This is a genomic window from Streptosporangium album, from assembly GCF_014203795.1.
Classification (GTDB): Bacteria; Actinomycetota; Actinomycetes; order Streptosporangiales; family Streptosporangiaceae; genus Streptosporangium; species Streptosporangium album.
In genome coordinates this window covers 595,160-621,417 of sequence record NZ_JACHJU010000001.1, presented here as the reverse complement: position 1 = coordinate 621,417, position 26,258 = coordinate 595,160, and the positions used below count along the sequence as shown (strand labels likewise).

The 26,258-nt window shown below is 68.8% G+C and carries 23 protein-coding genes; 11 read left to right on the top strand and 12 right to left on the bottom strand.

The window, feature by feature from the left end:
- Nucleotides 1–513: 513 nt before the first annotated feature.
- The 3 genes from leuS to FHR32_RS02800 all read left to right on the top strand — a co-directional run bounded on the left by leuS (nucleotide 514) and on the right by FHR32_RS02800 (nucleotide 6,170).
- A complete protein-coding gene (gene leuS, locus FHR32_RS02810; RefSeq protein ID WP_184756329.1) occupies nucleotides 514–2,982 on the top strand; it encodes a leucine--tRNA ligase in 2,469 nt (822 codons plus the stop codon).
- Between the two features lie 181 nt (nucleotides 2,983–3,163).
- Nucleotides 3,164–5,173, top strand: coding sequence for an elongation factor G (locus tag FHR32_RS02805; protein WP_184752701.1), 2,010 nt, complete (start codon nucleotides 3,164–3,166; stop codon nucleotides 5,171–5,173).
- Nucleotides 5,174–5,309: 136 nt separating this feature from the next.
- A complete protein-coding gene (locus tag FHR32_RS02800; RefSeq protein ID WP_184752699.1) occupies nucleotides 5,310–6,170 on the top strand; it encodes an NAD(P)-dependent oxidoreductase in 861 nt (286 codons plus the stop codon).
- Nucleotides 6,171–6,384: 214 nt separating this feature from the next.
- On the opposite strand, the gene lexA is transcribed toward FHR32_RS02800, so the two are convergent.
- The gene (gene lexA / locus FHR32_RS02795; protein WP_184752697.1) at nucleotides 6,385–7,098 is read right to left on the bottom strand and encodes a transcriptional repressor LexA; all 714 of its coding nucleotides are present in this window, start codon (nucleotides 7,096–7,098) and stop codon (nucleotides 6,385–6,387) included.
- Between the two features lie 334 nt (nucleotides 7,099–7,432).
- On the opposite strand from lexA, the gene FHR32_RS02790 reads away from it, so the two are divergent.
- The 3 genes from FHR32_RS02790 (at nucleotide 7,433) to FHR32_RS02780 (ending at nucleotide 11,340) form a co-directional block, all read left to right on the top strand.
- On the top strand, nucleotides 7,433–7,702 hold the full coding sequence (locus FHR32_RS02790; protein ID WP_184752695.1) for a LysM peptidoglycan-binding domain-containing protein: 270 nt from the start codon (nucleotides 7,433–7,435) through the stop codon (nucleotides 7,700–7,702).
- 271 nt (nucleotides 7,703–7,973) lie between these two features.
- Nucleotides 7,974–8,435 (top strand): transcriptional regulator NrdR, encoded by a 462-nt coding sequence (gene nrdR / locus FHR32_RS02785; RefSeq protein WP_184752692.1) that lies wholly within the window; start codon nucleotides 7,974–7,976, stop codon nucleotides 8,433–8,435.
- 85 nt (nucleotides 8,436–8,520) lie between these two features.
- Entirely contained in the window at nucleotides 8,521–11,340 is a 2,820-nt protein-coding gene (locus FHR32_RS02780) for a vitamin B12-dependent ribonucleotide reductase (protein ID WP_184752690.1), read from the top strand.
- Nucleotides 11,341–11,608: 268 nt separating this feature from the next.
- Here FHR32_RS02780 and FHR32_RS02775 read toward each other — a convergent pair whose 3' ends face one another.
- Complete coding sequence (locus tag FHR32_RS02775; protein ID WP_184752688.1) at nucleotides 11,609–12,439, bottom strand: nitroreductase/quinone reductase family protein; 831 nt, start codon at nucleotides 12,437–12,439, stop codon at nucleotides 11,609–11,611.
- A 432-nt stretch (nucleotides 12,440–12,871) separates the two neighbouring features.
- On the bottom strand, nucleotides 12,872–13,279 hold the full coding sequence (locus FHR32_RS02770; RefSeq protein ID WP_221465230.1) for a DNA-3-methyladenine glycosylase family protein: 408 nt from the start codon (nucleotides 13,277–13,279) through the stop codon (nucleotides 12,872–12,874).
- 212 nt (nucleotides 13,280–13,491) lie between these two features.
- Between FHR32_RS02770 and FHR32_RS46545 the strand changes: the two genes are divergently transcribed.
- Nucleotides 13,492–14,013, top strand: a complete 522-nt coding sequence (locus FHR32_RS46545) for a helix-turn-helix domain-containing protein (protein ID WP_312881907.1) — start codon at nucleotides 13,492–13,494, stop codon at nucleotides 14,011–14,013.
- Here FHR32_RS46545 and FHR32_RS02760 read toward each other — a convergent pair.
- The 3 genes from FHR32_RS02760 to FHR32_RS02750 all read right to left on the bottom strand — a co-directional run bounded on the left by FHR32_RS02760 (nucleotide 13,983) and on the right by FHR32_RS02750 (nucleotide 16,635).
- A complete protein-coding gene (locus FHR32_RS02760; RefSeq protein ID WP_184752686.1) occupies nucleotides 13,983–15,065 on the bottom strand; it encodes a DUF418 domain-containing protein in 1,083 nt (360 codons plus the stop codon). The two genes, FHR32_RS46545 and FHR32_RS02760, sit on opposite strands and share 31 nt — an antisense overlap.
- 120 nt (nucleotides 15,066–15,185) lie before the next feature.
- Nucleotides 15,186–15,800, bottom strand: a complete 615-nt coding sequence (locus FHR32_RS02755; protein ID WP_184752684.1) for a TetR/AcrR family transcriptional regulator — start codon at nucleotides 15,798–15,800, stop codon at nucleotides 15,186–15,188.
- Nucleotides 15,769–16,635 carry a LysR family transcriptional regulator gene (locus FHR32_RS02750; protein WP_184752682.1) on the bottom strand — a complete coding sequence of 289 codons (867 nt, stop codon included), beginning with the start codon at nucleotides 16,633–16,635 and terminating at the stop codon, nucleotides 15,769–15,771. Before FHR32_RS02750 ends, FHR32_RS02755 begins: the two co-directional genes overlap by 32 nt.
- Here FHR32_RS02750 and FHR32_RS02745 point away from each other — a divergent pair.
- Nucleotides 16,541–16,840, top strand: coding sequence for a hypothetical protein (locus FHR32_RS02745; RefSeq protein WP_184756671.1), 300 nt, complete (start codon nucleotides 16,541–16,543; stop codon nucleotides 16,838–16,840). The genes FHR32_RS02750 and FHR32_RS02745 overlap by 95 nt on opposite strands.
- On the opposite strand, the gene FHR32_RS02740 is transcribed toward FHR32_RS02745, so the two are convergent.
- From FHR32_RS02740 to sigJ, 3 genes are all read right to left on the bottom strand, one after another.
- The gene (locus FHR32_RS02740; protein WP_184752680.1) at nucleotides 16,804–17,529 is read right to left on the bottom strand and encodes a pyridoxamine 5'-phosphate oxidase family protein; all 726 of its coding nucleotides are present in this window, start codon (nucleotides 17,527–17,529) and stop codon (nucleotides 16,804–16,806) included. The genes FHR32_RS02745 and FHR32_RS02740 overlap by 37 nt on opposite strands.
- A 552-nt stretch (nucleotides 17,530–18,081) precedes the next feature.
- Nucleotides 18,082–18,546: a carboxymuconolactone decarboxylase family protein gene (locus tag FHR32_RS02735; protein WP_184752678.1), complete on the bottom strand. Its 465-nt coding sequence runs from the start codon at nucleotides 18,544–18,546 to the stop codon at nucleotides 18,082–18,084.
- On the bottom strand, nucleotides 18,543–19,409 hold the full coding sequence (sigJ, locus tag FHR32_RS02730) for an RNA polymerase sigma factor SigJ (protein WP_312881903.1): 867 nt from the start codon (nucleotides 19,407–19,409) through the stop codon (nucleotides 18,543–18,545). Before sigJ ends, FHR32_RS02735 begins: the two co-directional genes overlap by 4 nt.
- Nucleotides 19,410–20,022: 613 nt before the next feature.
- On the opposite strand from sigJ, the gene FHR32_RS47760 reads away from it, so the two are divergent.
- Complete coding sequence (locus FHR32_RS47760) at nucleotides 20,023–20,268, top strand: metallothionein (protein ID WP_312881902.1); 246 nt, start codon at nucleotides 20,023–20,025, stop codon at nucleotides 20,266–20,268.
- 150 nt (nucleotides 20,269–20,418) lie between these two features.
- Here the strand turns inward: FHR32_RS47760 and FHR32_RS42775 are convergent, their stop codons facing one another.
- Entirely contained in the window at nucleotides 20,419–20,658 is a 240-nt protein-coding gene (locus tag FHR32_RS42775) for a hypothetical protein (protein ID WP_221465229.1), read from the bottom strand.
- A 1,223-nt stretch (nucleotides 20,659–21,881) separates the two neighbouring features.
- Between FHR32_RS42775 and FHR32_RS02720 the strand changes: the two genes are divergently transcribed.
- Nucleotides 21,882–22,931 (top strand): sigma-70 family RNA polymerase sigma factor, encoded by a 1,050-nt coding sequence (locus FHR32_RS02720; RefSeq protein ID WP_221465228.1) that lies wholly within the window; start codon nucleotides 21,882–21,884, stop codon nucleotides 22,929–22,931.
- Nucleotides 22,932–22,993: 62 nt separating this feature from the next.
- Nucleotides 22,994–23,536 (top strand): dihydrofolate reductase family protein, encoded by a 543-nt coding sequence (locus FHR32_RS02715; protein WP_184752675.1) that lies wholly within the window; start codon nucleotides 22,994–22,996, stop codon nucleotides 23,534–23,536.
- 145 nt (nucleotides 23,537–23,681) lie between these two features.
- Here the strand turns inward: FHR32_RS02715 and FHR32_RS02710 are convergent, their stop codons facing one another.
- Both FHR32_RS02710 and FHR32_RS02705 read right to left on the bottom strand, forming a co-directional pair.
- Nucleotides 23,682–24,446, bottom strand: a complete 765-nt coding sequence (locus FHR32_RS02710) for a DoxX family protein (RefSeq protein WP_184752673.1) — start codon at nucleotides 24,444–24,446, stop codon at nucleotides 23,682–23,684.
- A gap of 68 nt (nucleotides 24,447–24,514) precedes the next feature.
- On the bottom strand, nucleotides 24,515–26,068 hold the full coding sequence (locus FHR32_RS02705) for an MFS transporter (protein WP_184752671.1): 1,554 nt from the start codon (nucleotides 26,066–26,068) through the stop codon (nucleotides 24,515–24,517).
- Between the last annotated feature and the right edge of the window lie 190 nt (nucleotides 26,069–26,258).

The window sequence follows — 26,258 nt, the reverse complement described above, 5'->3', positions numbered from 1 at the left end:
GGCATGGTCTCACGTGAGACGGGGTGATTCGCAGGGAAACTGGAGAACGCCCCCCTGAACTGGAGTCCGGTGGGGTCGGTGGGCGGGTCCTGCATAGGCAGGCCGACCTCCGAGGGATCCGGGCCCTGCCCCGGCTCGACTGAGTGTGCCACGTTGAAAAGAGTAAACTGGTGGGACATGTGAGCTCACAACGGACGTATCGCCGCCGAGCCTCCACCCATCCCAGACGCACGAGTTTCCATTGTGCTGACCTGCCGGCGCCCGTGTCCCCGGTTTGCCGTGATCAGAGTTGTTTCCCCAGGCCATGAATACGGCTTGCGGACTGCGATAGTCTTGGCATATGCGTGCCGAGACCCTGCTGCTTATCGGGCCGCATCGGCCTTCCCGGCGCTAGACGCCTGCCGATGCGGCTGCCCTTCGCGTGAGCGGAGGGTTTTTCTATTGGGTCGGATGGGTCAGATCATCTGCGCAGACGTATACCGAGGGAAGATTGACGTGAGCGAGCGAGCCGACATGCAGAGCGACGAGCAGCACTACGACCCGCAGGCACTGCAGGTCAAGTGGCAGCAGCGGTGGGAGGAGCTCGACCCCTTCCGGGCCTCCGACGATCCCGCCGACCCCCGCGAGCGGCGCTACCTGCTCGACATGTTCGCCTATCCTTCCGGCGATCTGCACATGGGGCACGCCGAGGCCTTCGGCCTCAGCGACGTTCTGGCGCGCTACTGGTTCCAGAAGGGTTACAACGTTCTGCACCCCATCGGGTGGGACTCCTTCGGCCTGCCCGCCGAGAACGCCGCGATCAGGCGCAACGCGCACCCGGCCGAGTGGACCTACGCCAACATCGAGACCCAGGCCAACTCCTTCAAGCGCTATGCGGTCTCCGTCGACTGGTCTCGCCGCCTGCACACCAGCGACGTCGCGTACTACAAGTGGACCCAGTGGCTGTTCATCCGCTTCTTCGAGCGCGGTCTGGCCTACCGCAAGGGCGGTCTGGTCAACTGGTGCCCGAACGACCAGACCGTGCTGGCAAACGAGCAGGTCGTGGCCGGCAAGTGCGAGCGCTGCGGGGCCGTCGTCGTCCGCCGAGAGCTGACCCAGTGGTACTTCAAGATCACTGACTATGCCGACCGGCTGCTGGACGACATGGCCCAGCTGGAGGGCGGCTGGCCGGAGCGCGTGCTGACCATGCAGCGCAACTGGATCGGCAGGTCCGAGGGCGCCGACGTCGACTTCGTGATCGAGGGTCGCGACGAGCCGGTCACCGTCTACACCACCCGCCCCGACACCCTGTACGGCGCGACCTTCTTCGTGGTCGCCCCGGACGCCCCGTTGGCCGAGGAGATCGTCACAGGCGACCAGCTCGAGGCGTTCGAGGCATACCGGGCAGAAGTGTCGAAAATGTCCGACATTGACCGGCTGTCCACCGACAAGGAGAAGACCGGCGTCTTCCTGGGCCGGTATGCGATCAACCCGGTCAACGGCGAGCGCATGCCGGTATGGGCGGCCGACTACGTCCTGTCCGACTACGGCCACGGCGCCATCATGGCGGTCCCCGCACACGACCAGCGCGACCTGGACTTCGCCCGCACCTTCGGCCTGCCGGTGCGGGTCGTGGTCCACACCGGCCTGGCCGACCCGGGCGAGACCGGCATCGCCACCGCGGGAGAGGGGGCCCTGGTCAACTCGGGCCCGCTGGACGGCCTCTCCAAGGCCGATGCGATCGCCAAGATCACCGAAGTGCTGGCCCGGCGCGGCACCGGCAAGGCGACGGTCAACTTCCGCCTGCGCGACTGGCTGCTGTCCCGCCAGCGCTTCTGGGGCTGCCCGATCCCGATCATCCACTGTGCCGACTGCGGCGAGGTCCCCGTCCCGGACGACCAGCTGCCCGTCACCCTGCCCGACCTGCGCGGTGAGGCGCTCGCTCCCAAGGGCGTCTCCCCGCTGGCGTCGGCCGACGACTGGGTCAACGTCTCCTGCCCCAAGTGCGGAGGCCCGGCCCGGCGTGACACCGACACGATGGACACCTTCGTCGACTCCTCGTGGTACTTCCTGCGCTACGCGGACCCGTCCTACGAGGACGGTCCGTTCGACGTGGAGAAGATCCGCCAGTGGGGCCCCATCGACCAGTACGTCGGCGGCGTCGAGCACGCGGTGCTGCACCTGCTGTACTCACGATTCTTCACCAAGGTCCTGCACGACATGGGCATGGTCGACTTCACCGAGCCCTTCACCCGCCTGCTGAACCAGGGCCAGGTGGTCAACCAGGGCAAGGCGATGTCCAAGTCCCTGGGCAACGGTGTGGACCTGGGTGAGCAGATCGACGCCTACGGCGTGGACGCCGTCCGGCTGACCATGGTGTTCGCCGGTCCGCCGGAGGACGACATCGACTGGGCCGACGTCTCCCCGGCCGCCTCGCAGAAGTTCCTGGCCCGCGCGTTCCGTGTCATGGCCGAGGCCGGTGCGGCCTCGGTGCCCGGTGTGGACGCCGCCACCGGTGACCTGGAGTTGCGCAAGGTCGTCCACCGGACCATCGACGAGGTCACCAAGCTGGTCGACTCCCATCGGTTCAACGTCGCGGTGGCCCGCATGATGGAGCTCACGAGCGCGGCACGCAAGGCCGTCGACTCCGGTCCCGGCGCCGCCGACCCGGCTGTCCGCGAGGCCGCCGAGACCCTGGCGGTCATGCTCTCCCTGGTCGCGCCGTACGCCGCGGAGGAGGGCTGGGAGCGGCTGGGGCACCCCGCCTCGGTCGCCACCGCCGGATGGCCGGTGGTCGAGCCGGCCCTGCTGGTCCAGGACTCCGTCACCTGTGTCGTCCAGGTCGCGGGCAAGGTCCGTGACCGGCTGGAGGTCTCCCCGGAGATCTCCGACTCCGACCTGGAGTCCCTGGCGCTGGCCTCGGACAAGGTCCAGGCCTTCCTGAGCGGCACTCCTCGCAAGGTCATCGTCCGCGCGCCCAAACTGGTCAACATCGTTCCGTAGCGATGCCGGGGCGCCCGTACGGCGGGCGCCCCGCCTGACCGTTTATTGACTCGAATACTCGGCACATCGATGGAAGGATGCCGACCAGAGACCGGCCATCACCAGGAGCATGAGATGCGGCGAGCCTTCGAAACCTCACAGCGCCCTATCCGGACGAGAGTTTTCGAGGACTCCAGCACCCATGCACATCCTCAACATCGGCATCCTTGCCCATGTCGACGCGGGCAAGACCAGTCTCACTGAGCGCCTGCTGTTCGACACCGGCACCATCGACCTGCTCGGCAGCGTCGACACCGGCAGCACCCAGACAGACACGGACGACATCGAGCGTCGGCGGGGTATCACGATCCGTTCGGCGGTCGCCTCCTTCGCCGTCGGCGCCCTGCAGGTCAACCTGATCGACACCCCCGGGCACTCCGACTTCATCGCCGAGGTCGAACGGGCCCTCGGCGTCCTCGACGGCGCCATCCTGGTCCTGTCCGCGGTGGAGGGCGTTCAGGCGCAGACCCGCGTCCTGATGAAGACTCTGCGTGCGATGCGCCTGCCGACCCTGATCTTCGTCAACAAGATCGATCGCGCCGGCGCCCGTCATGACGGACTGGTGGCGGACATCCGGCGGAAACTGGCTCAGCAGATCATCCCCATGAACACGGTCCGGCAGGCAGGCTCCCCGGACGCGCGCGCCGTCGCGAACTCCCTGGACGACCCGGACTTCCACTCCCGGGTGGCGGAGACCCTCGGAGAGAACGACGACACGTTGCTCGCCGGCCTCGTCGCCGGTGCGATCCCGTCCGGCGACCGGCTCCTGGCCGGGATACGGACCCAGACCGCCGCCGGCCTGCTCCACCCGGTGTTCTTCGGCTCGGCGATGACCGGTCAGGGCGTCGAGGCGCTCATCGGCGGGATCTCCCGGCTGCTCCCACCGGTGCCGGGCACCGAGGAGTCCCGGCTGCCCTCACCCGCCCCTGGCACCGAGAAGGACGGCCCCCGCGGCACCGTCTTCGCCATCGAGCGCGGCGGCACCGGTGAGAAGATCGCCTACCTGCGCATGCACGCCGGTGAGGTGCGGGCACGGCAGCGGATCACCTCCTACCGGCGGGAGGCGGACGGCGGTGTCAGCGAGGAGAACGGGCAGATCACCGCGCTCCAGGTCGTCGGGCCGGCGCGGCGGGACACGCGCCACCTGACGGCGGGGAACATCGCGAAGGTGTGGGGGCTGCCCCACATCCGGGTAGGGGACCAGATCGGCTCGGCATACGGGCTCACCGGGCAGCCGCACTTCGCCCCGCCTACCCTGGAGACCCTCGCCCGGCCCAAGCGGGCCGAGCAGGCCGCGCTGCTGCACGCCGCGCTCGTCAACCTCGCCGACCGGGACCCGTTGATCCACACGCGTGCCGTCCCGGGTGAGGGCACCTCGGTCGTGCTGTACGGGGAGGTTCAGAAAGAGGTCATCGCGGAGACGCTCTTCCACGACTTCGGCGTCGAGGCCGTGTTCGAGCCGAGCCGGACGATCTACATCGAACGCCCGGTGGGTGCCGGGGAGGCATACGAGGAGATCAGCCGGCACGGTCACAACGAGTTCTTCGCGACCGTCGGGCTGCGGATCGAACCCGCGGCCGGACCGGGGATCACCTTCAGACGGGAGGTCGAACGCGGTTCGCTGCCGCGCCCTTTCCACCGGGCGATCGAGGACGCCGTGCGTCAAACCCTTGGACAGGGGATTTACGGCTGGGCGGTGACCGACTGCGCCGTCACCCTGACCCGGACGGGCTATGCGCCCCCGATCAGCACGGCCGGTGACTTCCGCAACCTCACCCCGCTGGTCCTGATGCGTGCGCTGGACACCGCCGGGACCCGGGTCTACGAGCCGTGCCATGCCTTCGAGGTCGAAGTCCCCTCTGATGGGCTCAGCGCCGTCACCGCGCAACTGGCCGCCCTCGGAGCGGACATCCGGGAGTCCTACGGCGACACGGAGACATGGTCGCTCAGAGGTGACATCCCCGCGCGCCAGGTGCCCGAGTTCGAGCGGCACCTGCCCGGACTGTCCCATGGCGAAGGGGTCTGGTGGTCACGGCCGTACGGCGATCGACGGGTGAGCGGGCCGGTCCCGGTACGTGAGCGGTCGGACGGCAACCCCCTCAACCGCAAGGAATATCTGCGGTATCTCGCGCGGCGCGGAACGGCTCGATGAGATCGAGGTGAGGTCGGCAGGATGCCGGGGCGCGCGGACCGCCCCGGCATCGATTAAAGGCTCTGCCTCTTTTCGTGTCCTTCCCGCGTGACCGGCGGCCGGAAGAGGAAGACAGTGGCTAGCAGAGGGAGGGGACATGCGGGTATCGGTGCTCGGTATGGGCAGCATGGGCCGGGCGATGGCCCGGCGGCTGCTCGAACACGGTCATGAGGTCACCGTCTGGAACCGGACACCCGGTAAGGCGGCGGAGGCGGTCGATGCAGGTGCGGTGGAGGCGCCCTCACCGGCGGAGGCCGCCCGAGACGCCGGCGCGGTGCTGATGTCGCTCGCCGACGACCAAGCGGTCCGTGCCGTCATGGCGCGGCTGACCGACCTCGGACCGGATCCCGGCGCGCAGGTCGTGGCGGACATGAGTACCGTCTCTCCGGACACGTCCCGCGCGCTTGCGGAGCTGGCGCCGGGGGGCCGGTTCGTGGCCGCCCCGGTTTTCGGAGGTCCGCAGGCCGTCGTCGAAGGGCAGTCCATGGGCCTGCTGGGCGGTGAACGTGGTCTCGTCGACCGGTTGGAACCCCTCTGGGCGGACCTCTTCGCCGTCCACTGGTACTGCGGGCGCGATCCGGGCAGCGCCCTGACCTTCAAGCTCCTGAACAATTATCTGATGATGGCGGGGGTCGCGGTCCTCGCCGAGGCGGTGGCGACAGGCCAGGCCGCTGGGCTCGACGAGGCGATGCTGAGGGAACTCCTCTTCCAATGGCCGACCGTCGCGACCGGCCTGCACAACCGGATCGACGACATCCTCCAGGGTGACCACCGCGGATGGTTCGCGACGCGGCTCGGTGCCAAGGATGTACGGCTCGCCGTCGAGGTCGCGGAGTCGAAGGGGCTCCGGCTGCCGATCGCCCGGCTGATCGAGCAACGCTACGAGGAAGCCGCCGAGCACGGCTGGAACGACTCCGACATAACCGCGATCGTGGAGTTGGTCCGCGCACGCAGCTGAGAGCCCGTCGGCGGCAACGCCCGGCAGGTCGTGGATGGAAGGGGGAGTGCGGGCCCGGCCGCCCGATGACGGAGGCTCCGCCGTACGGCCTCCGTAGGGCGAGCTGTGGTGGATTCGGCCCCTTCCGGCGGTGACCGCCCCGCCGCGGCGGGGCGGCCGTCGTGGGAGCGCCGGAAGGAGCGGGCACGGTGGCCCGCTCCCGCGCCGCGCCGGCTCAGAGCTTGCGCAGAACCGCTACGACCTTGCCCAGAACGGTCGCCTCGTCGCCGGGGATCGGGTCGTAGTTGGGGTTGTGCGGGACGAGCCAGACGTGGCCGTCCTTGCGCTTGAAGGTCTTGACCGTGGCCTCGCCGTCGATCATCGCGGCGACCACGTCGCCGTTGTCCGCGACGGGCTGCTGGCGGACGACCACCCAGTCGCCGTTGGCGATGGCGGCCTCGATCATCGAGTCGCCGGTCACCTGGAGCAGGAAGAGCGTGCCTTCGCCGACGAGCTGCTTGGGGAGGGCGAAGACGTCCTCGACGCTCTCCTCGGCGAGGATCGGGCCACCGGCGGCGATCCGGCCGACAAGCGGCACGTAGGCCGCGGTCGGGCGGCTGATCGGGGTCTCGTCATCACCCGTGCCGGCGGGATCCATCCACAGCGCCGGCTCTCCGGGAAGGCGGACCTCGAGCGCGCGGGGACGGTGCGGATCACGGCGCAGGTATCCCTTACGCTGCAACGCCGTCAACTGGTGCGACACGCTGGAGGTGCTGGTGAGCTGCACCGCCTCGCCGATCTCTCGCATGGAGGGCGGGTAGCCGCGCTGCTGCACCGAGTCGCGGATCACCTCAAGGATCTTCCGCTGCCTGGGGGTGAGGCCAAGGGAGTCACGCCTGCGCACCGCCAGGTCACTGACAGCCGAACCGTTCTTGTCGTGCTCGCTCATGCGATCTCCTCGCCTCCCGATCTGTGTTTCTTCCGTCGCACACGGCGACCGTACCCCTGTTGAAGATCATATTCAAACAATTGTTCGAGTCGTTCGGGAAATCAACGGCGGAGTGGTGTACAACATCGTACGGGAGTTCGATCGACATCGTGTTCGATTCGCTGATCTTTCTTCGATATGTGTTCGGCCAGGTCGAAGGCTCGGGGGGGCCATCATGAAAACGGCTGTGGCGGCGGGGGGAGCTGGGCGGGCACCCGCCCGGCGGCCCGGTCCGGCGGGGAACATCCGATACTCTGGTGCGCCTCTCCGGCTCACCAGGCGGGGGAGGGGTGTGATGGTGGCCGCTCTCGTGCTGGCCGCCTTGGGGGTGCTCTGGGTCGCCGCGCGCATCGACGCCGCCTCGGCGGTTGAGCGGAAGGGGCGCGGAGGGCTGTCGCGGGTCGTGGTCCATGGTGGCGACACGCTGTGGGGGATCGCGGACGCGGTCACCGGGGAGGGCGACCTCGCCCCGACGGTCCGCCGGATCATGGATCTCAACGGGCTGTCCGGCTCCGTGATCCAGCCGGGGACCCGGCTCTACCTGCCGGACGGCTCCCCCTCCTGAAGAGCGCTCCGGAGGGGCGACACGCCCGGCCCGTGCGAATGGGGTGCGCTGATCAGCGACTTCGCCCGGCAGGGCCTTCTCAACTTGCGTTCATGGGCCGACACTTCTACCGTTGGACCACAACATCTAGTGGCATCTTCGGCGCACTTCACCATAGATTGTGTTTCCATTACCGCATCTCGACCATTCGATATGTGCGCGAGCATCTCGGCATGGACACCGTGGACGTGGGCTGAAGGGTGGGCCGCTTGCCGGGCCAAGGAGGCGACGCGTGCACTGTCCGTTCTGTCGGCACCCTGACACGCGGGTCATCGACAGCCGGTCCACCGAGGACGGCGGGGCCATCCGCCGCAGGCGCACATGCCCGGAGTGCGGGCGCAGGTTCACCACGCAGGAGACCGTGCTGCTCATGGTCAGCAAGCGCAGCGGGGTGACCGAGCCCTTCTTCAGGGAAAAGGTGATCGCGGGCGTCCGGCGGGCATGTCAGGGACGCCCGGTCAGTGAGGACTCGCTGGCCCAGCTGGGTCAGCGGGTGGAGGAGGGCATCCGGGCGACCGGGTCGGCGGAGATCGCGGCCCACGAGGTCGGGCTGGCGATCCTGGGACCGCTCCGCGAACTGGACGAGGTGGCCTACCTGCGATTCGCCTCGGTCTACCGGAGTTTCGAGACCCTGGCGGATTTCGAGACCGAAATCATGCAGTTAAGGGCGGATCGTCCTGCCAAGCAGGGCTGAATCACACCCCGAGCGCCGGGGGACAAGGCGGCGCGTTGATGTGGTCCGACTCGAGGGCTCTGCGGAGCCCCGGAAGGGGGAAGTCATGACGGAGACGGTCAGTGGCGCAGCCGCGCGTGGGGGCAAGCGGTTGCGCAAGGGTTTGAAGATGAAGCGGATCTTCACCACTCCCGGGGTGCATCCCTATGACGAAGTGCACTGGGAGCGCCGTGACGTCGTGATGACCAACTGGCGGGACGGCTCGATCAACTTCGAGCAGCGGGGCGTGGAGTTTCCCGACTCCTGGTCGGTCAACGCCGCCAACATCGTGACCACCAAATACTTCCGTGGCGCGGTCGGCACCCCGCAGCGCGAGTGGAGCCTGAAGCAGCTGGTCGACCGGGTGGTGGGCGTCTACACCAGGACCGCGGTCGAGGAGGGCTGCTTCGCCAGTGACGAGGATGCCGAGATCTTCGACCACGAGCTCAAGCACGCTCTGGTCAACCAGGTCTTCAGCTTCAACTCGCCGGTCTGGTTCAACGTGGGGACCGCCTCGCCGCAGCAGGTCAGCGCCTGTTTCATCCTGGCCGTCGACGACCAGATGGAGTCCATCCTCGACTGGTACAAGGAAGAGGGTGTGATCTTCAAGGGCGGTTCGGGGTCCGGTGTCAACCTCTCCCGGATCCGCTCGTCGAAGGAGCTGCTCTCCAGCGGCGGTACGGCCAGCGGCCCGGTCTCCTTCATGCGCGGCGCGGACGCCTCCGCGGGCACCATCAAGTCCGGTGGCGCCACCCGCCGCGCGGCCAAGATGGTCGTCCTGGACGTGGACCACCCCGACATCGAGGAGTTCATCGAGACCAAGGCGCGCGAGGAGGACAAGGTCCGCGCGCTGCGCGACGCCGGGTTCGACATGGACCTGGGCGGCAAGGACATCGTCTCCGTCCAGTACCAGAACGCCAACAACTCCGTGCGCGTCTCCGACGAGTTCATGAACGCGGTGAAGAAGGGCGAGGAGTTCGGCCTGCGCGCCCGCCTCACCGGCGAGGTCATCGAGAAGGTCGACGCCAGGAAGCTGTTCCGCAAGATGGCGACGGCGGCGTGGGAGTGCGCCGACCCCGGCGTCCAGTACGACGACACGATCAACGACTGGCACACCAGTCCGGAGACGGGCCGTATCACCGCCAGCAACCCGTGCTCGGAGTACCTCCACCTGGACAACTCCTCCTGCAACCTGGCCAGCATCAACCTGATGAAGTTCCTGAAGGACGACAACTCCTTCGACATCGCGAACTTCGTGAAGATCACTGAGCTGATCATCACCGCGATGGACGTCTCCATCACCTTCGCCGACTTCCCCACCGAGAAGATCGACCAGACCACGCGGGCCTACCGTCAGCTCGGCATCGGCTACGCCAACCTCGGCGCGCTGCTCATGGCCACCGGCCACGCCTACGACTCCGAGGGCGGCCGGGCCATCGCCGGCGCCATCACCTCGCTGATGACCGGTGCCTCCTACCGCCGCAGCGCCGAACTGGCCGCGGTCGTGGGGCCGTACGACGGCTACGCACGCAACGCCGACGCGCACAAGCGCGTCATGCGCAAGCACGCGGAGGCGAACGACGGCCTGCGCACGCTGGACGCGATCGACGGGGCGATCCACGTCGAGGCCTCCAAGCAGTGGCAGGAGTGCCTCCGCCTTGGAGACAAGAACGGATACCGGAACGCGCAGGCCTCGTTGCTGGCGCCCACGGGAACCATCGGGCTCATGATGGACTGCGACACCACCGGCATCGAGCCCGACCTCGCCCTGGTCAAGTTCAAGAAGCTCGTCGGCGGCGGCTCCATGCAGATCGTCAACCAGACGATCCCGCGGGCGCTGCGTCAGCTGGGCTACCTGGAGGAGCAGGTCGAGGCGATCGTCGAATACATCGCGGCCCACGGCCACGTCGTGGACGCCCCCGGGCTCCGGCCCGAGCACTACGAGGTGTTCGACTGCGCGATGGGCGAGCGGGCGATCGCGCCGATGGGCCACGTCCGCATGATGGCCGCCGCCCAGCCGTTCCTGTCCGGCGCCATCTCCAAGACGGTCAACCTGCCCGAGTCCGCGACCGTCGAGGACATCGAGCAGGTCTACATGGAGGGCTGGAAGCTCGGCCTGAAGGCCCTGGCCGTCTACCGCGACAACTGCAAGGTCGGCCAGCCGCTCTCGGTCGCCGGCAAGAAGTCCGAGGAGAAGGCCGCGCCCGCGGAGCCCGAGGTCCAGGTCGTGGAGATCAGCCGCCCGACCCGGCGCCGGATGCCGAACCAGCGTCCCAGCACCACCACCCGTTTCACCGTGGGCGGGGCCAAGGGCTATATGACCGCCTCGTCCTACCCCGACGACGGTCTCGGCGAGGTCTTCCTGAAGATGTCCAAGCAGGGCTCGACCCTCGCGGGCGTCATGGACGCCTTCTCGGTGGCCATCTCCATCGGCCTGCAGTACGGCGTGCCGCTGGAGACCTACGTCGGCAAGTTCGTCAACATGCGCTTCGACCCGGCCGGGATGACCGACGACCCGGACATCCGCATCGCCGCCTCGGTGATGGACTACATCTTCCGCCGCCTGGCCCTGGATCACCTGCCCTACGACGAGCGGGCCGCCCTCGGCATCTTCTCCGCCTCCGAGCGCGCCGCCCAGCAGCGCGGTGAGGACCCGGCCCCGATCCAGACCGATGAGGTCATCGCCGAGCTGGCCACCTCGGCGCCGATCGAGCAGCCGCAGATCGAGGCCCCGGCTGCGGCCGCGCCGGAGCGGGTCGGTTCCCTGGAGTCCCACCAGGGCCGCACCGCCGACGCACCGCTCTGCATGACCTGCGGCACCAAGATGCGCCCGGCCGGTAGCTGCTATGTCTGCGAGGGCTGCGGTTCCACCAGCGGCTGCAGCTGAACAGGGGTTTTGAAGAGAAATGTCTGAGCAGGGGCGGGGTGCCGGCGGACCAGCCGGCACCCCGCCCCTGCTCTCTACCGCGCGGATATGGCGGCCCTGCGGCTGCGATGACCGCGGCCCGGTGATCCTCAGACGGCCAGGTGGACAGAGTCCGAGCCGCGGCGCCCTCGATGACCTCGCCGCCGAGCTCGATGCCGGACGTACGGCCGCCGACCCCGTTACGGCCTTCCAGCACGACGACATCGAGACCACGGCGGCGCCGGATGGTTCAGGTGGTCATCGCGTTGAGGATCGGGACCAGTTGCTCCTCTTCGTAGTCCAGATGGGCTTCCAGCTCCGCGGTGAGCCGGTCGACCTCGGCCAGGACCGCGCCGGGGCCGGGCCCGTCGCCGGAGATCAGGGCCTGAAGCTGGACGAGGAGCCGTTCGACCACCTCGTGCTCGCGGCGCAGCCGTGCCAGGGCCGGGGCCAGTTCGGGGTGGTGTTCCTCCAGATGGGGGAACATCCGGCCGTCCTCGCCGGTGTGATGGTGATGAAGCCCCTGGCACAGGGTCAGGCAGTTGACGCGTAGCTGCGCGCCCAGGCCCGGTCCCGACTCGGCGAGTTCCTTGCGGATGAGGGCGAGCTCCCTGCGGAACGCGTCATGGATCGTCTTGAGGGAATCTCCTCCCGGTCCGGCGGGCGGCCCGCCGCCGAGGGGGTTCAGGGCGATGACGGGGATGACCCGTTCCGTCCTGGCCTGGTAGTCGGCCCATCCGGGGTCGGCCTCCACCGCACGGGCGAAGAGGCGATCGCGTTCCTCGCCCTTCAGGACGACCGCTTCCGCCGGGTAGGTGAAGACCCCGTCCTCCACGGTGACGCGGGGGTCGGCGAGGAGGTTGTGGTACCAGGCCGGGTGGGCCTGCGCGCCCCCGGCGGAGGCGATGATCAGCGTGCGTTCGCCATCCGGTAGGTAGCCGACCGGAGTGGTATGGCGCGCGCCGGTCCTGGCCCCCGTGGTCGTCAGCAGGAGCAACCGGCCCCCTTCGAAGGGACCTCCGACCTGTCCTCGATTGGCTCGGAACTCCTCGATGATCTGCTGGTTGAAGTGATTGGGCATGCTCTGATTACTCCAGGCGTAAATGAGATCGCGAATATGCGCGGTGGCGGATGAATGATGATCGCGGTGCGGTGTGGGGGCGGCGCGAAGCCGCCGCGCGCCGGATCGGCCGCGGGCGTGGAGCCTCGATGAGCACGTAGAACGGCGGGCCGTCAGCCGGCCGCAGATCCGTCAGGTTTCGGGGAGGACTCGCATGCGATGGCGGTGCTCAGCACTACCGGGCGCGAAACGGCGCGGGCACGATGCGGTCAGGCGTGGTCTGTGACGTGCGAAATCACGGAAACCTCCATGCCACCGTCGTTCTCCCTGCCGACGACGCGTGACGTGAAAGTCATTACAGGCCCTTGCCGTGAATCTTGTCAAGGCGCGCTGTCCTCCGCCGTCACCGGAGGCATCTGCCCCGGGAGTCACGTGTCCGGGCGTACCAGGGTTCTATGCGTCGGGCAGCCGGTTGACGGGGTGGTCGCCGGTGGCCCAGAGGTGCTGAACGGCGTAGGCGCGCCAGGGCCGCCAGGCGGCGGCACGGCGGGTGAGCGCGGCAGGGGTGACGGGAAGGCCGAGTTCGCGGGCGGCGGCGCGGATTCCGAGGTCGGTGAGGATGAAGGCGTCGGGGTCGCCGAGGGCGCGCATCGCGATGGTCTCGACGGTCCAGGGCCCGAGTCCCGGCAGCGCCGAGAGCTGCGCGCGGGCTCGATGCCAGTCGCCTCCGACGCCGAGGTCGATCTCGTCGGCCGCCAGGGCGGCGATCAGCGTGGTCAGCGTGGTACGGCGTGCCTGGGGGAGGGCGAGCGCCGCCGGGTCCATCGAGGCCAGCATCGCCGGCGTAGCTCTGCGGTGCACTCGGCTGCGGAGAGGCGCCTGATCGGGGGTCAGCAGCCGCAGGCGATGCCTGCGGCGGGGACCGTCATGACGGCGGAGAGGGGTGCAGCGGTGAGGGGCATCTCGATGGCCTTTCGGAGGCCGGACTGCTGGACGGCCGGGAGGCGACCACCCACTGGAAGTACGCCGAACTGCTGCAACGCCGGTTTCCACAGGTCAAGGTCAATCCGGACGTGCTCTATGTGGACGGTGACGACGTGCTGACCAGCGCGGGCAGCGCAGCCGGACTGGATCTGCTGGTCCACCTGGTCCGCAAGGACCACGGGCCGGCGGTGGCCAACTCGGTCGCGCGCAGGCTGGTCATCCCGCCGCACAGGGAGGGAGGGCAGGCGCAGTTCATCCAGGCGGCGGTCACCCCGGTGGAGGATGACGACGCGGTGGCCACCGCGATGGCCTGGGCGCTGGACCACCTGGCCGAGCCGATCACGGTGGCCGACCTGGCCAGGGTCGCCCACATGGCGCAGCGCACCTTCATCAGGCACTTCGGCCGTCAGACCGGGACCAGCCCGTTGCGCTGGGTGATCTCTCAGCGGGTCGCGGCCAGTCTCACGACGCTGGAGTCCACGGCCGTGCCCATCGAGGAGATCGTGCTCTCGGTCGGTTTCGACAGCCCGGTGACCTTCCGCCACCATTTCATCAGGGCGATGCGCACCTCGCCCTCCGCCTACCGCAGGGCCTTCCGCGCGCCGGTGTGAACGCGATGCGGGGACGGTGGTTCCCCGGACGGGCCGGCAGACGCCGGGGGCTCTCCCGGACCGGACGCGCGCAGCGGTACGGCCTGCCACCAGGTGCCGCATCTCCACAGCCACTCCAGCGGTCCATACCGGAAGCGGCCCAGCCACCAGGAGCTGAACCCCGCCTGTACCGCGATGATCGCGGCGGCCAGGGCGAAGACCACGCCGTACGACTCCGACTCCACCATTCCCAGCGGTCCGATGAGCAGCAGCACGAGCGCGGTGGCCGTCACGTAGTTGGTCAGGGCCATCCGGCCGAGCGGCGCCAGAGCACGGCAGGCGGCCGCTCCGGTCCGGGTGCGCAGGGACAGCAGGAAGCCGCCGCTGTAGGCCATGGCCGTGGACAGCCCGGCGACGGCCGCGACCGGCCCGCCGTACCCGAAGAAGCGTTCCTGGAGCGGCATCGTGAGATACCAGAGCGCCATGGGGGCGGCGGTGACCAGCCCGGTCACCAGCAGCCCGGTGAGCATCCCCGGCCGTTGCTCGATGTCCCGCACCAGGCCGGACCGGGCAGCGGCCGTTCCGAGCAGGAAAAGGCCGGGGACCAGGAGAATTCCGCCCCCGGCCACGGCCAGCGCGGCCGCCGAGCAGACGACGCCGAGCACGAGCACCGCCGCGCGCGGCAGGTAGGAGGCCGGCAGCAGGAACAGGATCCCGAAGACGGCGTACGGCAGCAGCGCCTCGCCCGGTTGCGCGAGGTGGTGCAGCACGCCGAACCCGGCCAGGATGACGAGCCTGCGCAGCAGCACCAACCTCGGCCGCTTGGCCCGCCGTTGCGCCGACTCCAGGAAGAGCGCGGATCCGATCCCGAACAGGAACGAGAAGATCGGGAAGAACCGCTGGTGGAAGCCGACGTCGACGATGAGGCCCGAGACGGTGGCGTCGTAGCGGTACATGTACGCGAGTTGGGTGATGTTGACGACCAGAATGCCACCGAGCGCGAGCCCGCGCAGCGCGTCCAGAGCCTGAACGCGCGCTTGCGAAGGAGGCGGCGGTGGAGGAGACGAGGACATGATCCACAGCCTGGTGGCCCCTCGATGCCCGCCGCCCCCTCCTTCCGGTTAATTTGCCCGCCGATCGGCCAACGCAGAGAAGCCGGGCCGCCGGTCCGGGAAGGCCCGGGAAAAGGCGGGTCAGACGATCCAGCGTCTGTTGATCTCCTCGGCGCTCGGTGCCGGGCCTGGCGGGGAGGGGGCGGTGGTCAGGCGCAGGGCGTCGAGCATCAGAGCCAGGTACCGCCGCCTGATCTGGGAGGTGCGCTCCTCGTCGCCGAGATGGAGGGCGGCGAGCTGCTCGAAGATCATCGACATGTCGGTGGCGTCCAGGCCGGGGCGGAGGGCTCCGGCCTGGACGGCGCGGTCGAAGACCCGCGTGGCGAGGTCGGACGCGCGGGCGGCTTCGCGGTGGAGGTGCTCGTCGGGGGTGAAGGTGCCCGCCAGGTTGATTGTCAGGGAGTGGACATCGGCGTCCACGACGCGGCGCATGAAGCCGGCGAAGGCGCTCCACGGATCGCCCTCCTCGGCCAGGGCGGCCTCCGCCTCGGCGGTGAAGGTTTTCAGGCCGTCCGAGCACAGCCTGCGGAGCAGGTCCTCCTTGCCGGCGTAGCGACGGTAGAGCGCGCTGATGCCCACTCCGGCCCGCTCCGCCACCGCGGAGATGGGAGCGCCGGGGTCGGCGACGAAGACCGCGCGGGCGGCGTCGAGGATCACCTGGTCGTTACGGGCGGCCTGGGCTCTGCGACCACTCATGGGCGCTGTGGTGGTTGTCTCCATGATGCCAATATAGCCAATGGAACATAATATTCCGTTCTATCGATGAACAAGTCTGGGAAAACCTGTTGCGCCCGCCGAGCCAGACCATGCGCAGGACCAGAGCGGGGGCCGGGAACTCGAGCTCCACCAGGGTGCCCGCCGCCAGGTCTTCGGAGATCGCGAAGTCGGGGAGCAGGGCGATGCCCAGCCCCTGCTTGACCCATTCCCTGACGGTAACGACGCTGGGCAGCTCCCGGCGTTCGGTGCCGAGGCCGGTCATCCGATCACAGGCCATCCGGATCGCACAGCCCGGACCGGTCGTCAGCAGCGTGTCCGCGTGTCCCTTCGGGGACGTGACCAGCGCCAATCGCACCTCTCCGACGTCGAGGAAGTCCAGGCCGGGCGGAGGTGCGAAACCGAGGGCTCCGAGCTGCACGCCGGAGTCGAGCAGCAGGCCGGCGTCGAGGGTGCCCTGGGCGATCCCGCTGAGCATGGGCTGCTGGGAGAGCACGGTGACATCGAGGTCGATGCCGGGCCGGCGCCCCGCCAGGCGCCGGGTGATGCCGGGCAGCCGGGTCGCCGCCAGCATCTCCAGTGTTCCCACCCGTACCCTCCGCCGCTGCCCGGTCGCGGCGAGCCGTACCATCTCGGCGTGGTCGAGCAGCCCGTGGGCCTGGGCGAGCAGGATCCGCCCGGGCTCGGTGAGCCGCATGCCCTGTGGGGTGCGCGCGAAGAGCGTGACGCCGAGAGACCCTTCCAGCCTGCGGATCTGCTCTGACGTCGTCGCGATGGCTCCGCCGGGTATGGCGGGAGCGGCGGGCGGTCTGCTCAACGCGTCACGTCAGGTCGGCGCGATCCTCGGAGTGGCGGTGATGGGCGTCATCGCGCACGGTACGGCCGACGGCGCCTCCCGTGCCCTGCTCCTGGCCGCGGGCCTCACCGGGCTCACCCTGGCGGGTCTCGCCGGGCTCGCTCTCACGGCCGGACGCCGGGCGGGAGGTCAGGACAGCCGGGTCCCCGCACGGCCGTCGATGTGATCCGGAGGCGCGATCCCCTCCGGCAGAAGGGGGTCGGCGGCCGGGGCCAGCCAGGTGGTGGCCAGCGGCAGCACACCCGCCCAGAGGCCCAACTCGGCGTCCGGCCCGTCCCCGTCGCCGGGCGGACCCGAGCTCACCTTGACCGACGCCTCCGCCAGGGAGATCGCCAGAATGGTCGTCGCGGCGAGTTCCTTACGGCTGGGCCGTCTGGCGTAGTCCCACTGGCCCGGGGCGGCGTGCTCGGTGAGGATCCGCAGGGCGGCCAGTTTCTCCTCGCCCTCAAGTTTCCGTGGCACGCCGTACACCATGGCGGAGCGGTAGTTGACACCGTGCTCGAAGACCGACCGGGCCAGGACCAGGCCGTCCAGATGGGTGACCGTCACGCAGACCGTGTCCCCAGCCGTTCCGGGACCTTGTCCGACACTCCCGGAGCCGATGGCATCCGCGGCCGGGTCGTCGGACGGCTCTTCCGTGGTCAGACTCCGGCTGGCGACCGAGCCGTGGACGTAGAGGTGGTCGGCGTCGAAGCCGTAGACCGTGGGAACCACCATCGGCACCCCACCGTCGACCACGCCGAGATGGCAGACGAACCCGGCGCGCAGCACTTCGTACAGAGCGGTCCTGTCAGTCCGGCCGTTCTCTCGGAGGCGCCGGTGCCGGGGCCGTTCCGTCGCGGATAGATCGCTCATGGAACGACATTCAATCAGGCTCGGAAATGGGGAAAGACCCGCGCGGGGCAGGTCTTTCGAGGGCCGGGGTCAGGCGGCGGGGGTGGGACCGCTGGTGAGCGGGAACCGTAGGATGTTCCGCCCTGTGTACGCGCGCAGGTCGACGACCTTGGCATCCGCGGAGGTCTTTCTGCGGGGCGCGGAACGGATATCTCTGATCTTGAGTCGCGCGACGTATGGCGGAACGACTGCGAATCTCCTCATTGAGCCCCCCGGCGTGACGAATCTGTTATGCGAGATATCTACAGATCGCCGCGTAAAACCGCTGTAAAGATCCGCTCAGTAGGGGAGGCGGCGGCCCGATGGTGTCCGCAGGTCCAGGCCGGCCATGCGGGCGGGACGGAGCCGGCGCTGCGGCCGGATGATCCTGATGCGTCGCATATACGTGTACGTGCCCTCTCTTGTGCTCACTGTCCCTCAGGTCCACCACGATCCACGTCGCCGGACACGCGCGGCCGGCCGGCTCGCGCGGATGCCCGTACGAGCCAACCTAGCCCTGCGGCCCAGCGTGGATCAACCGGTTTGGTTACGCAAGGAACCCGCGACCGTACGCGTGGTGACGGAGATCCGGTTCCAGGCGTTGATCGCCGCGATCGCGATCACCAATGCGGCCAGTTCCTCCGGCGCGTAGTGCCGGGCGGCCTCGTCCCACACGTCGTCAGGCACCGTCTCCCCGCGGTCGCTGAGCCGGGTGGCCTCCTCCGCCAGGGCCAGTGCGGCCCGCTCGGCGTCGGTGTAGTAGGGGGCCTCCCGCCAGGCGGCCACCGAGAACAGCCGCTCGTCGCTCTCGCCCGCCTTCTTGGCGTCGTGGCTGTGCATGTCCACGCAGAAGCCGCAGCCGTTGATCTGGCTGGCCCGCAGCTTCACCAACCCCAGCGTGGCGTGCGGCAGCCCGCACGTGGCCAGGTACTTCTCCAGGCCGAGCATGGCCTTGTAGCCCTCGGGGGCGAATTCCCTGACGTTCATCCGTGCCTTCATCGAACACTCCTTAGTTTCTCCGGGTTCATCACGATGAAGATCTCCGTGACCCGGCCGTCGGCCACGGTCAGTCCGAAGACGCCACTCAGCTCGCCGTTTCGGAACCGCAGGAGTCCCGGCCAGCCGTTGACCGTGGCCGGAGCGAACCGGCTGCGGACGCTGAGCCGCCCGGCCACCCTGATCAGGAAGCGGGCCACCTTCTCGGCACCGTGGATCGGCCGTCTGGCCGCGCTGACCACGCCGCCGCCGTCACTGCGGAGCACCACGTCCGGGTCGAGCAGCGCCACCAGGGCGTCGATGTCATCACCCGTGCTGGCACGGGCGAACGCCTCGACCACCCTGCGATGCTCGGTCGCGTCCACCTCGAAGCGGGGCGCCCGGCTCGCGACGTGCCTACGGGCACGGGCGGCGAGCTGGCGGCAGGCCGCAGGGGAGCGCCCGACCGCCTGGGCCACCTCCTCGAACGGAAGCCCGAACACGTCGTGCAGCACGAACGCGGTGCGCTCGGCCGGGCTGAGCGACTCCAGCACCACCAGCATCGCCATGCTCATCGACTCGGCCAGCGTCACCCTGTCCGCCGGATCGGCTCCGGTCACCACCGGTTCGGGCAGCCACGGCCCGACGTACTCCTCCCGGCGCACACGCGCCGAGCGCAGCACATCCAGCGCGAGCCTGGACACTGTCACCACCAGCCAGCCGGTGATGTCCTGGATCTGCTCGCGATCCGCCCGGCCCAGCCGGAGCCAGGCGTCCTGAACCACGTCCTCGGCCTCGTCGAGGCTGCCGAGCAGGCCGTAGGCCACGCCCACCAGCCGTGGCCTGATGGCCCCGAACTCGGCCGCGAGTTCTTCATCGCCGTTCACAAAAGGAGGACGAGACATCTTCCGAGTCTGTGACATCGGGCGAACCATGTTGTCCACCGGCACGTTCAATGAGCCGGTGGACGGAGACCGGGATGAGCCCCGGACTGGTCGACGGGGATCCGCCCAGTGCCTGGGCCACCACTGGCTGGCAGGGCGGCTGGGCGTGGGCGGTCAGGGAGTGGTCCACAAGGGTGAGTCGGCCGTACGGCGGGCGACAGCGTGCCGAACTCCCCAGCTCACCACGGAAACCGTCCGCGGCGAGGGCGTTCTCCGTGCTGGCCGGAGTCCACCTCTCGGACGTCTTCGGCGTAATGGTGGTCGGTGAGAGGTCCCGTGAGCCGGGTGGCTTTCGCCTGCATCTCATCTGCTTATTGCGGGCATGCTGATGTGAACGTGGTGAAAAACGTCAAGATGGCAGGACCTGCCGTCTCTGGGCGTGGAAAGCTTCAGCGATCAGAGGGACGGTGAAGCGTCAACCGCCCCGCACCGCCGTGCGAGTTCCGCAAGGCGGGGTGTCGGAGGCACAGGGAATCCCGATCCCGTGAGGGTCAGGAGGAAGGCAGATCCGATCTAGGCGGATCCACCTCAGGTCGCCGTAAAATTTGGGGGAAACGTGGCGCAATGTGAAGTTTGTGGCAACGACTACGACATGAGCTTCGAGGTGCACACTCAAGGAGCCGTGCACATCTTCGACAGCTTCGAATGTGCGATCCAGCAGATGGCGCCGATATGCGAGCACTGCGGAGTCCGTATCGTCGGGCACGGCGTTCAGACTGATCGGCGCTGGTTCTGCTGTGCCCACTGCGCTCGAGCGGAGGGCGTAAACGCGATCGTCGACCGGACCGGGATCCCCGCCTAGCAGGGTGCGCGGGAGACGACACCCGCTTAGATCGTCACTCGCCTGTCAGAAAGCGTCTCCGGATGGGAAGGAGCCAGGCCGTTTATGGAGCACGCGCCGTGGGCCCGGCGCGGATGATCGCACCGGGCCACGGACGGTTTGAAACTCAGATCAGCTCAGCGGCCAGCAGGTGGCGTGAGAGGTGATCTGTGAAGGCAGAGGGCCGAGGTTCTTTGCTGTCACAGCCCAGGAGTTGCCGGGCAGGTTGGCAAGGTTGGCGGTGATGAGCAAACTGTCCGGGTTCTCGTATCCGCCATTGATCAACGTGGTGTTGATCGGGCATATGGCGCTGGCTGTCTCGGTGGCGGCACCGCCGATGGTGATGGTCTCATTGACATCCTGAGGAGCCACGACGACGCCTGCCGTCCCCCGGGGGCCCTGCGGTCCAGTGTCACCTTGCGGGCCTTGCGGGCCGGTGTCGCCGGTGTCGCCCTTGGGCCCTTGGGGCCCGGCGGCGCCCTGCGGTCCCTGGGGTCCGGTATCGCCGGTGTCGCCCTTGGTGCCGCGCGGGCCTTCGGCGCCCTGCAGCCCCTGGGCTCCCGGCGGTCCTTGGGGTCCGGTATCACCTCGGGACCCCTGCGGGCCGGTGTGGCCGAGCGGGCCTTCGGCGCCCTGCAGACCCTGGCGTCCCGGCGGTCCTTGGGGTCCGGTATCACCTCGGGATCCCTGCGGGCCGGTGTCACCCTTGGGGCCCTGAGGTCCGGTGTCACCCTTGCGGGCCCTGAGGTCCGGTGTCACCCTTGGGGCCCTGCGGGCCGATGGACCCCTGAAGCCCTCGCGGACCGGTTTGGCCCTCGGGGCCTTCGATGTTCCACAAGATCAGCGTTTCATCGATATAGCAGACAGCGACCCCGGTGCCGAGAATGCGGGGCCTTCCCTGGGAGGGCCCGTAGGCCTTCACGCAGGCGTAAACCGTCGTTACGGTGTCGGCTGGCTGGGCCAGTGCGGATGTCGCGCCGGCCAGGGCGCCGGCTTGGGCGGCTGCCATCGCGACTGCGACAGCAAGCAGTCGGCTACCCAGGAGGACTTTTGATTGCTGTACCACTCTTGTCTCAATTCTTCACGTTTCGATCGAAATCTGGCCGGTGAATGACCGGTGAGCCGAATTAGTATCGTGATTATAGAAATCACCGCTCAACTCCTGATAGCGCCCATATGTGACTATGATGCCCGTTGAGCGAGTCTCTCTCCGTCGAATGTCCTCACCAGTGAATTCCGTACCCAGAAGCGAGTGAGTGACCAGAATGTGATGGTTAACAGAAGTTCAAGATCATCAACAGGCGACACCCGTGTGGGTGGCGGGGCGTCGGAGTGAAACTCCCTAAGGTCAGATGGGCGCGTGTGGGAATTCAACCTGCCCGAAGAATGTCGTTAGTGTTAGAAAGTTGTCATATCTGTTCTCTTGCTGGTTATTTATCAGTCCCTAATGCGGCAGTCATATTTCGCAATCTGATCGTGTTGCTGCCTCGTCTCGGGCCGGGCCGGCTATACCGCCGCCCGCGGACCTCACGATCTGTCGTAGCGTTCTCGTCAAGAGGCCGACCGGTGGTCGAGACAGGAGCGGAGGGCGGTTGTTGAGCGCGGGTGACGACGAGGTGGTCGTGGCCGCTGCGCGGGCGGGTGACGAGTCCGCGTTCGCGGCGTTGGTCGAGCGGTATCGGGGGGAGTTACGGGTGCACTGCTACCGGATGCTGGGCTCGTTCGACGAGTCGGAGGATCTGGTGCAGGAGACGTTCCTGCGCGCCTGGAAGAACCTCGGTGGGTTTGAGGGGCGCTCGACGTTGCGGGCCTGGCTGTACCGGATCGCGACGAACGCGTGCCTTGACGCCCTCGACGGCCGGGCGCGCCGGCTACTCCCGCACCACCTGGCCGCACCGTCGGATCCGAGCGTCGGGATGTCGCCCCGTACCGACGCCACATGGCTGCAGCCGTTCCCGGATCGGCTGTGGGAGCCGGTCGGGCCGAGCGAAGCCGAGCCGGACGCCGCGGTGGTCGCCAGAGAGACGATCGAGCTGGCGTTCCTGGCCGCGATCCAGTGTCTGCCGCCCCGGCAGCGGGCGGTGCTGATCCTGCGTGACGTGCTCGGCTGGCCGGCCAAGCAGACCGCGGCGCTGCTGGAGGGCAGCGTGGCATCGGTGAACAGCGCGTTGCAGCGCGCCCGGGCAACGCTGAGGGAACACCTGCCCGAGCGTCGTCTGGAATGGGCGCCGTCGGCGGAACCCACCGAGCAGGAGCGGGTCGTGCTGCGGCGATACATGGATGCGGTGGAACGCGCCGACCTCGCCGCGGTAGCCGACCTGCTGGCCCAGGAGGTCCGGGCGACGATGCCGCCCTACCCGATGTGGTTCCAGGGGCGCGACGCGGTCGTGGCCTCGCTCGCGGCGAGCTGGGACGCCGGTTCACCGGACTATGTCGGCCGGTTTCGGATGGTGCCCGCCCGGGCCAACCGGCAGCCGTCGGTGGCCTCCTACGTCCGAGGCCTCGACGACTCCGTCTACCGCGCCTTCGCGATCGCCGTGCTGCGGATCGAGGACGGCCACATCGTGGAGATCACCGCCTTTCACGACCCCGCTCTGTTCCCGGCATTCGCCCTGCCCGCGACGTTGCCGGTGACGCACCGATGAGTTTTCGCGCGGTCCACCGTCTCAACAGGGGTCAATCACATCGATCTCGACGGAGGTAGATCATGGGTAAGGTCCTGTATTCGGTCACCATGTCGCTGGACGGCTTCATCGCGGGCACAGGTGGGGACATGTCCTGGTTGACCGAGCACCTCGGGCCCAATCCGACGGTGGACGAGGTGATCGGCAAGATCGGCGCGCTTCTCGTCGGCAACCGGACCTTCCGCGGCGACGATCCGCACAAGGGCACGGCCAAGGAAGGCAAGCCGTTCGGCGGGGGGTGGAGCGGACCGCAGTTCGTGCTCACCCACCACGCCCCGGCCACCCCGGTGCCGGGGGTCACCTTCGTCGGTGACCTCGACAGCGGCGTTGCCGCGGCCAAGGCCGCCGCAGGGGACAAGTACGTCAACGTCCTCGGCGCCGACACCGCCCGGCAGTGCGTCGACGCGGGGGTGCTCGACGAGATCCTCGTGTGCGTCGCGCCCGTCTTGCTCGGCGACGGCGTCCGGCTGTTCGACCGCCCGGGCGGCACCGATGTCAAACTCGAACGCATCAGCCTGACTCACGCGCCGCGAGCGACGAACATCTGGCTACGCGTCGTCCGATGAGCCCTCCGTGCTCATCGGCCAGAGCGCGCACGTCGGCCGGGCACGCCACGCCGATCACAGGTCGGCCGGCTCGTGTCGCGAGCCGGCCCAGATCGTCCGTGACCACCTCGATTGACAATCTCGCGGCCTCCCGCAGCCCGCCTGTTCAGTTTTCGGCCGTTTCCTCTTTCCGCCCGGCCACCAGGGCGTCGGCGTCCTTCCCCGGCCGTGAAGTGGCTCCAGACCCGCTCGCCGCACTCCGGCGGCGGGCCCGGGGCTGGACGGCAGGGAACTCCGCGGTGTCTTTTCCGGTCTCAGAGCTCTCCGCGCGACTGTCCGTGGCCGGTTTCCCGGCCGGAGGAGTCTCGTCCGTTCCGGGGGCTTGTGCCGTGCTTCCCCGTCGGGCCGGCTTCTCGGCCTGGACCGGTCGCTTCTGGACGGGATCGACGACCTCGGGCTCGCGCAGCGCGGCGATGACGTCGTCGGCCTCGGTCTCGGCGGCGAAGTCCTCGGCGGCCTCGGCCTCACGCCGCTTGATCACCACCATGTGATCGACCGACAGGCGGCCCGCACCGCCGACCGCCAGGAGGATGGAGGCCGCGCCCAGCGCCACGATCAGGTTGACGTCGCCACCGGTCAGTGGGAGGCCCTGCTCACCGCTGGCCACGACGGACACGGCGACGGCCTCGGCGAACAGCAGCAGCCCGCAGGCCGGTACGGCGAGTCCCGCCACGAGCAGGGCTCCGCCGATGAGTTCCATCAGCATCGTGGTGGCGGCCCAGGCTCCAGGGGCCGGGGCGCCCAAGGTCGCGAACTGGTCACCGGTGGCGGTCAGTCCCGCTTCCAGTTTGTGCCAGCCGTTGGCGAAGAAGATTCCACCCACCCCGAGCCTGGCGGCAAGGGCGGCAAGATCGTTAAGGGTCTGTCGCACGGTTCCTCATTCTGGTCAGATTCCCCGTTCTTGCCCATAGCTGACCGAGTAGAGGCCGCCCAAACCCGTCAGCCGGTGTCGTTCCGATCGGCCAACCGGCGGGGGATCAGGAGTGCCACCGCCATGGTCGTCGCGCTCAGCAGGAGCACGCTCACGATGATCGTGGAGTGGAGACCGGAGACGAACGCGACGCGGGCGGCTCCGAGCAGCGCCGTCCCGGTGGCGCCTCCGAGCTCCTGTGCCGCGTGTGCGGCGGCGGCGAGCGACTGGCGGGCCACGTCCATCAGATCCGGGGACACGCCGGGCACGGAGCTCAGCGAGGGCGCGTAGACGACGGTGGTGACCGTGCCGAGGACCGCTACTCCGAGCCCGGCCCCGAGCTCATAGGCGGTCTCCTCGATCGCGGCGGCGCAACCCGCCCGCGACTCCGGGGCAGAGGACATGATCGTGTCGGAGGCCGCCAGCAGGGTGACCTGGATGCCGAAGCCGATGCCGACGAAGCAGAGCGCGAGCACCAGGGGATGCGGCTCGGTGCCCCAGCCCAAGGGGGGAAGCAGGGACAGGGTGGTCAGCGCGAGCCCGCCGCTCATGGTGGCACGCAGCCCGACCCAGCCCAGCAGCCGTGCCCCGGCGAGCCCGCCCGCGACGGAGGCGATCATCAGTGGCAGCATGCGGACCGCGGCCGCGAGCGGGCTGTCGCCCAGCACGAGCTGCATGTACTGGGCGAGCATCAGCTCCAGCCCGACCAGCGCGAAGACCGTCAACATCACCGCGGCCACCCCGACGGAGAACGCCCGCTGCCCGAACAGGCCGAGGTCGAGTAGGGGGAAGGGCAGCCGCCGCTGCCTGCGCACGAACCAGACCAGCAGCCCGGCCCCGCACAGGAACGCCACCACCCCGCCCGGGTGGCCGGATCCCGCCTCTTTCAGGCCGAAGGCCAGGGTGAGGATGCCGAGCACGGACAGCAGCGCGCTGGGCGCGTCCCAGGGCTGCGAGATGCGCGGGCGCGACTCGGGCAGAATCTTGACCGCGGTGGGCAGCAGCACCAGCAGGATCGGCACATTGATCAGAAAGACGGCGCCCCACCAGAAGTGCTCCACGAGCAGGCCGCCGATGAGTGGCCCGACGGCGGCTCCGGCCGCCGCGACCGCGCTCCACACGCCCAGCGCGATCGCGCGCTCCCGCCGGTCGGTGAAGACCTGCCGGATGATGGAGAGCGTGGCAGGCATGATCATCGCACCGCCGACACCGAGGAGCGCCCGGGCGGTGATCAGGGCGAGCGGGGTCGGGGCGAACGCGGCCGCCGCGGAGGCGGCACCGAACACCAGGTACCCGGCGAGCACCAGGCGTTTCCGTCCGTAACGGTCGCCGAGCGTGCCGAAGGTCAGGAGCAGCGGCGCCACCACGAGGGAGTAGGTGTCGATGATCCACAGCAGTTCGACCGAACTCGGTTCGAGCGCGGCGGTCAGCGCGGGGACCGCGATGTGCAGCACGGTGGCGTCCACCGCGATCAGCAGCAGGCTGAAGCACAGGAGCATCAGAACCGACCAGCGGCCGGCCCCACGCGTCTGCGGATCGCTTCCGCCGCGCGTCGCGCCGCCCACGATCCCCATAGTGGTCATGGGCGGCTCAGGAGTTACCAGCCTGGACGGACATGTGTCGCAGCTTAGGCGAAGTGGGGCACTGCGCGAGACGGCATCGGATGATTCACCAGCACGGATGCTCGCGGCATGCCTCAGGGGCGACCTCTCTAGAGAGATACAGGCATATATCCGCCATCTAGGCAAACAGCGATCTCGCACGGACCATTGC

Bases quoted from the DNA above. Each gene is read 5' to 3' on its own strand.
- FHR32_RS02760 (WP_184752686.1), bottom strand. From the start codon at position 15,065: ATGTCCTCGTCTCCTCCACCGCCGCCTCCTTCGCAAGCGCGCGTTCAG.
- FHR32_RS02755 (WP_184752684.1), bottom strand. From the start codon at position 15,800: ATGAGTGGTCGCAGAGCCCAGGCCGCCCGTAACGACCAGGTGATCCTC.
- FHR32_RS02805 (WP_184752701.1), top strand. From the start codon at position 3,164: ATGCACATCCTCAACATCGGCATCCTTGCCCATGTCGACGCGGGCAAG.
- FHR32_RS02715 (WP_184752675.1), top strand. From the start codon at position 22,994: ATGGGTAAGGTCCTGTATTCGGTCACCATGTCGCTGGACGGCTTCATC.
- FHR32_RS02775 (WP_184752688.1), bottom strand. From the start codon at position 12,439: ATGCCCAATCACTTCAACCAGCAGATCATCGAGGAGTTCCGAGCCAAT.
- FHR32_RS02705 (WP_184752671.1), bottom strand. From the start codon at position 26,068: ATGACCACTATGGGGATCGTGGGCGGCGCGACGCGCGGCGGAAGCGAT.
- FHR32_RS02780 (WP_184752690.1), top strand. From the start codon at position 8,521: ATGACGGAGACGGTCAGTGGCGCAGCCGCGCGTGGGGGCAAGCGGTTG.
- FHR32_RS02800 (WP_184752699.1), top strand. From the start codon at position 5,310: ATGCGGGTATCGGTGCTCGGTATGGGCAGCATGGGCCGGGCGATGGCC.
- leuS (WP_184756329.1), top strand. From the start codon at position 514: ATGCAGAGCGACGAGCAGCACTACGACCCGCAGGCACTGCAGGTCAAG.
- lexA (WP_184752697.1), bottom strand. From the start codon at position 7,098: ATGAGCGAGCACGACAAGAACGGTTCGGCTGTCAGTGACCTGGCGGTG.
- FHR32_RS02735 (WP_184752678.1), bottom strand. From the start codon at position 18,546: ATGAAGGCACGGATGAACGTCAGGGAATTCGCCCCCGAGGGCTACAAG.
- FHR32_RS02740 (WP_184752680.1), bottom strand. From the start codon at position 17,529: ATGAGCGATCTATCCGCGACGGAACGGCCCCGGCACCGGCGCCTCCGA.
- FHR32_RS02790 (WP_184752695.1), top strand. From the start codon at position 7,433: ATGGTGGCCGCTCTCGTGCTGGCCGCCTTGGGGGTGCTCTGGGTCGCC.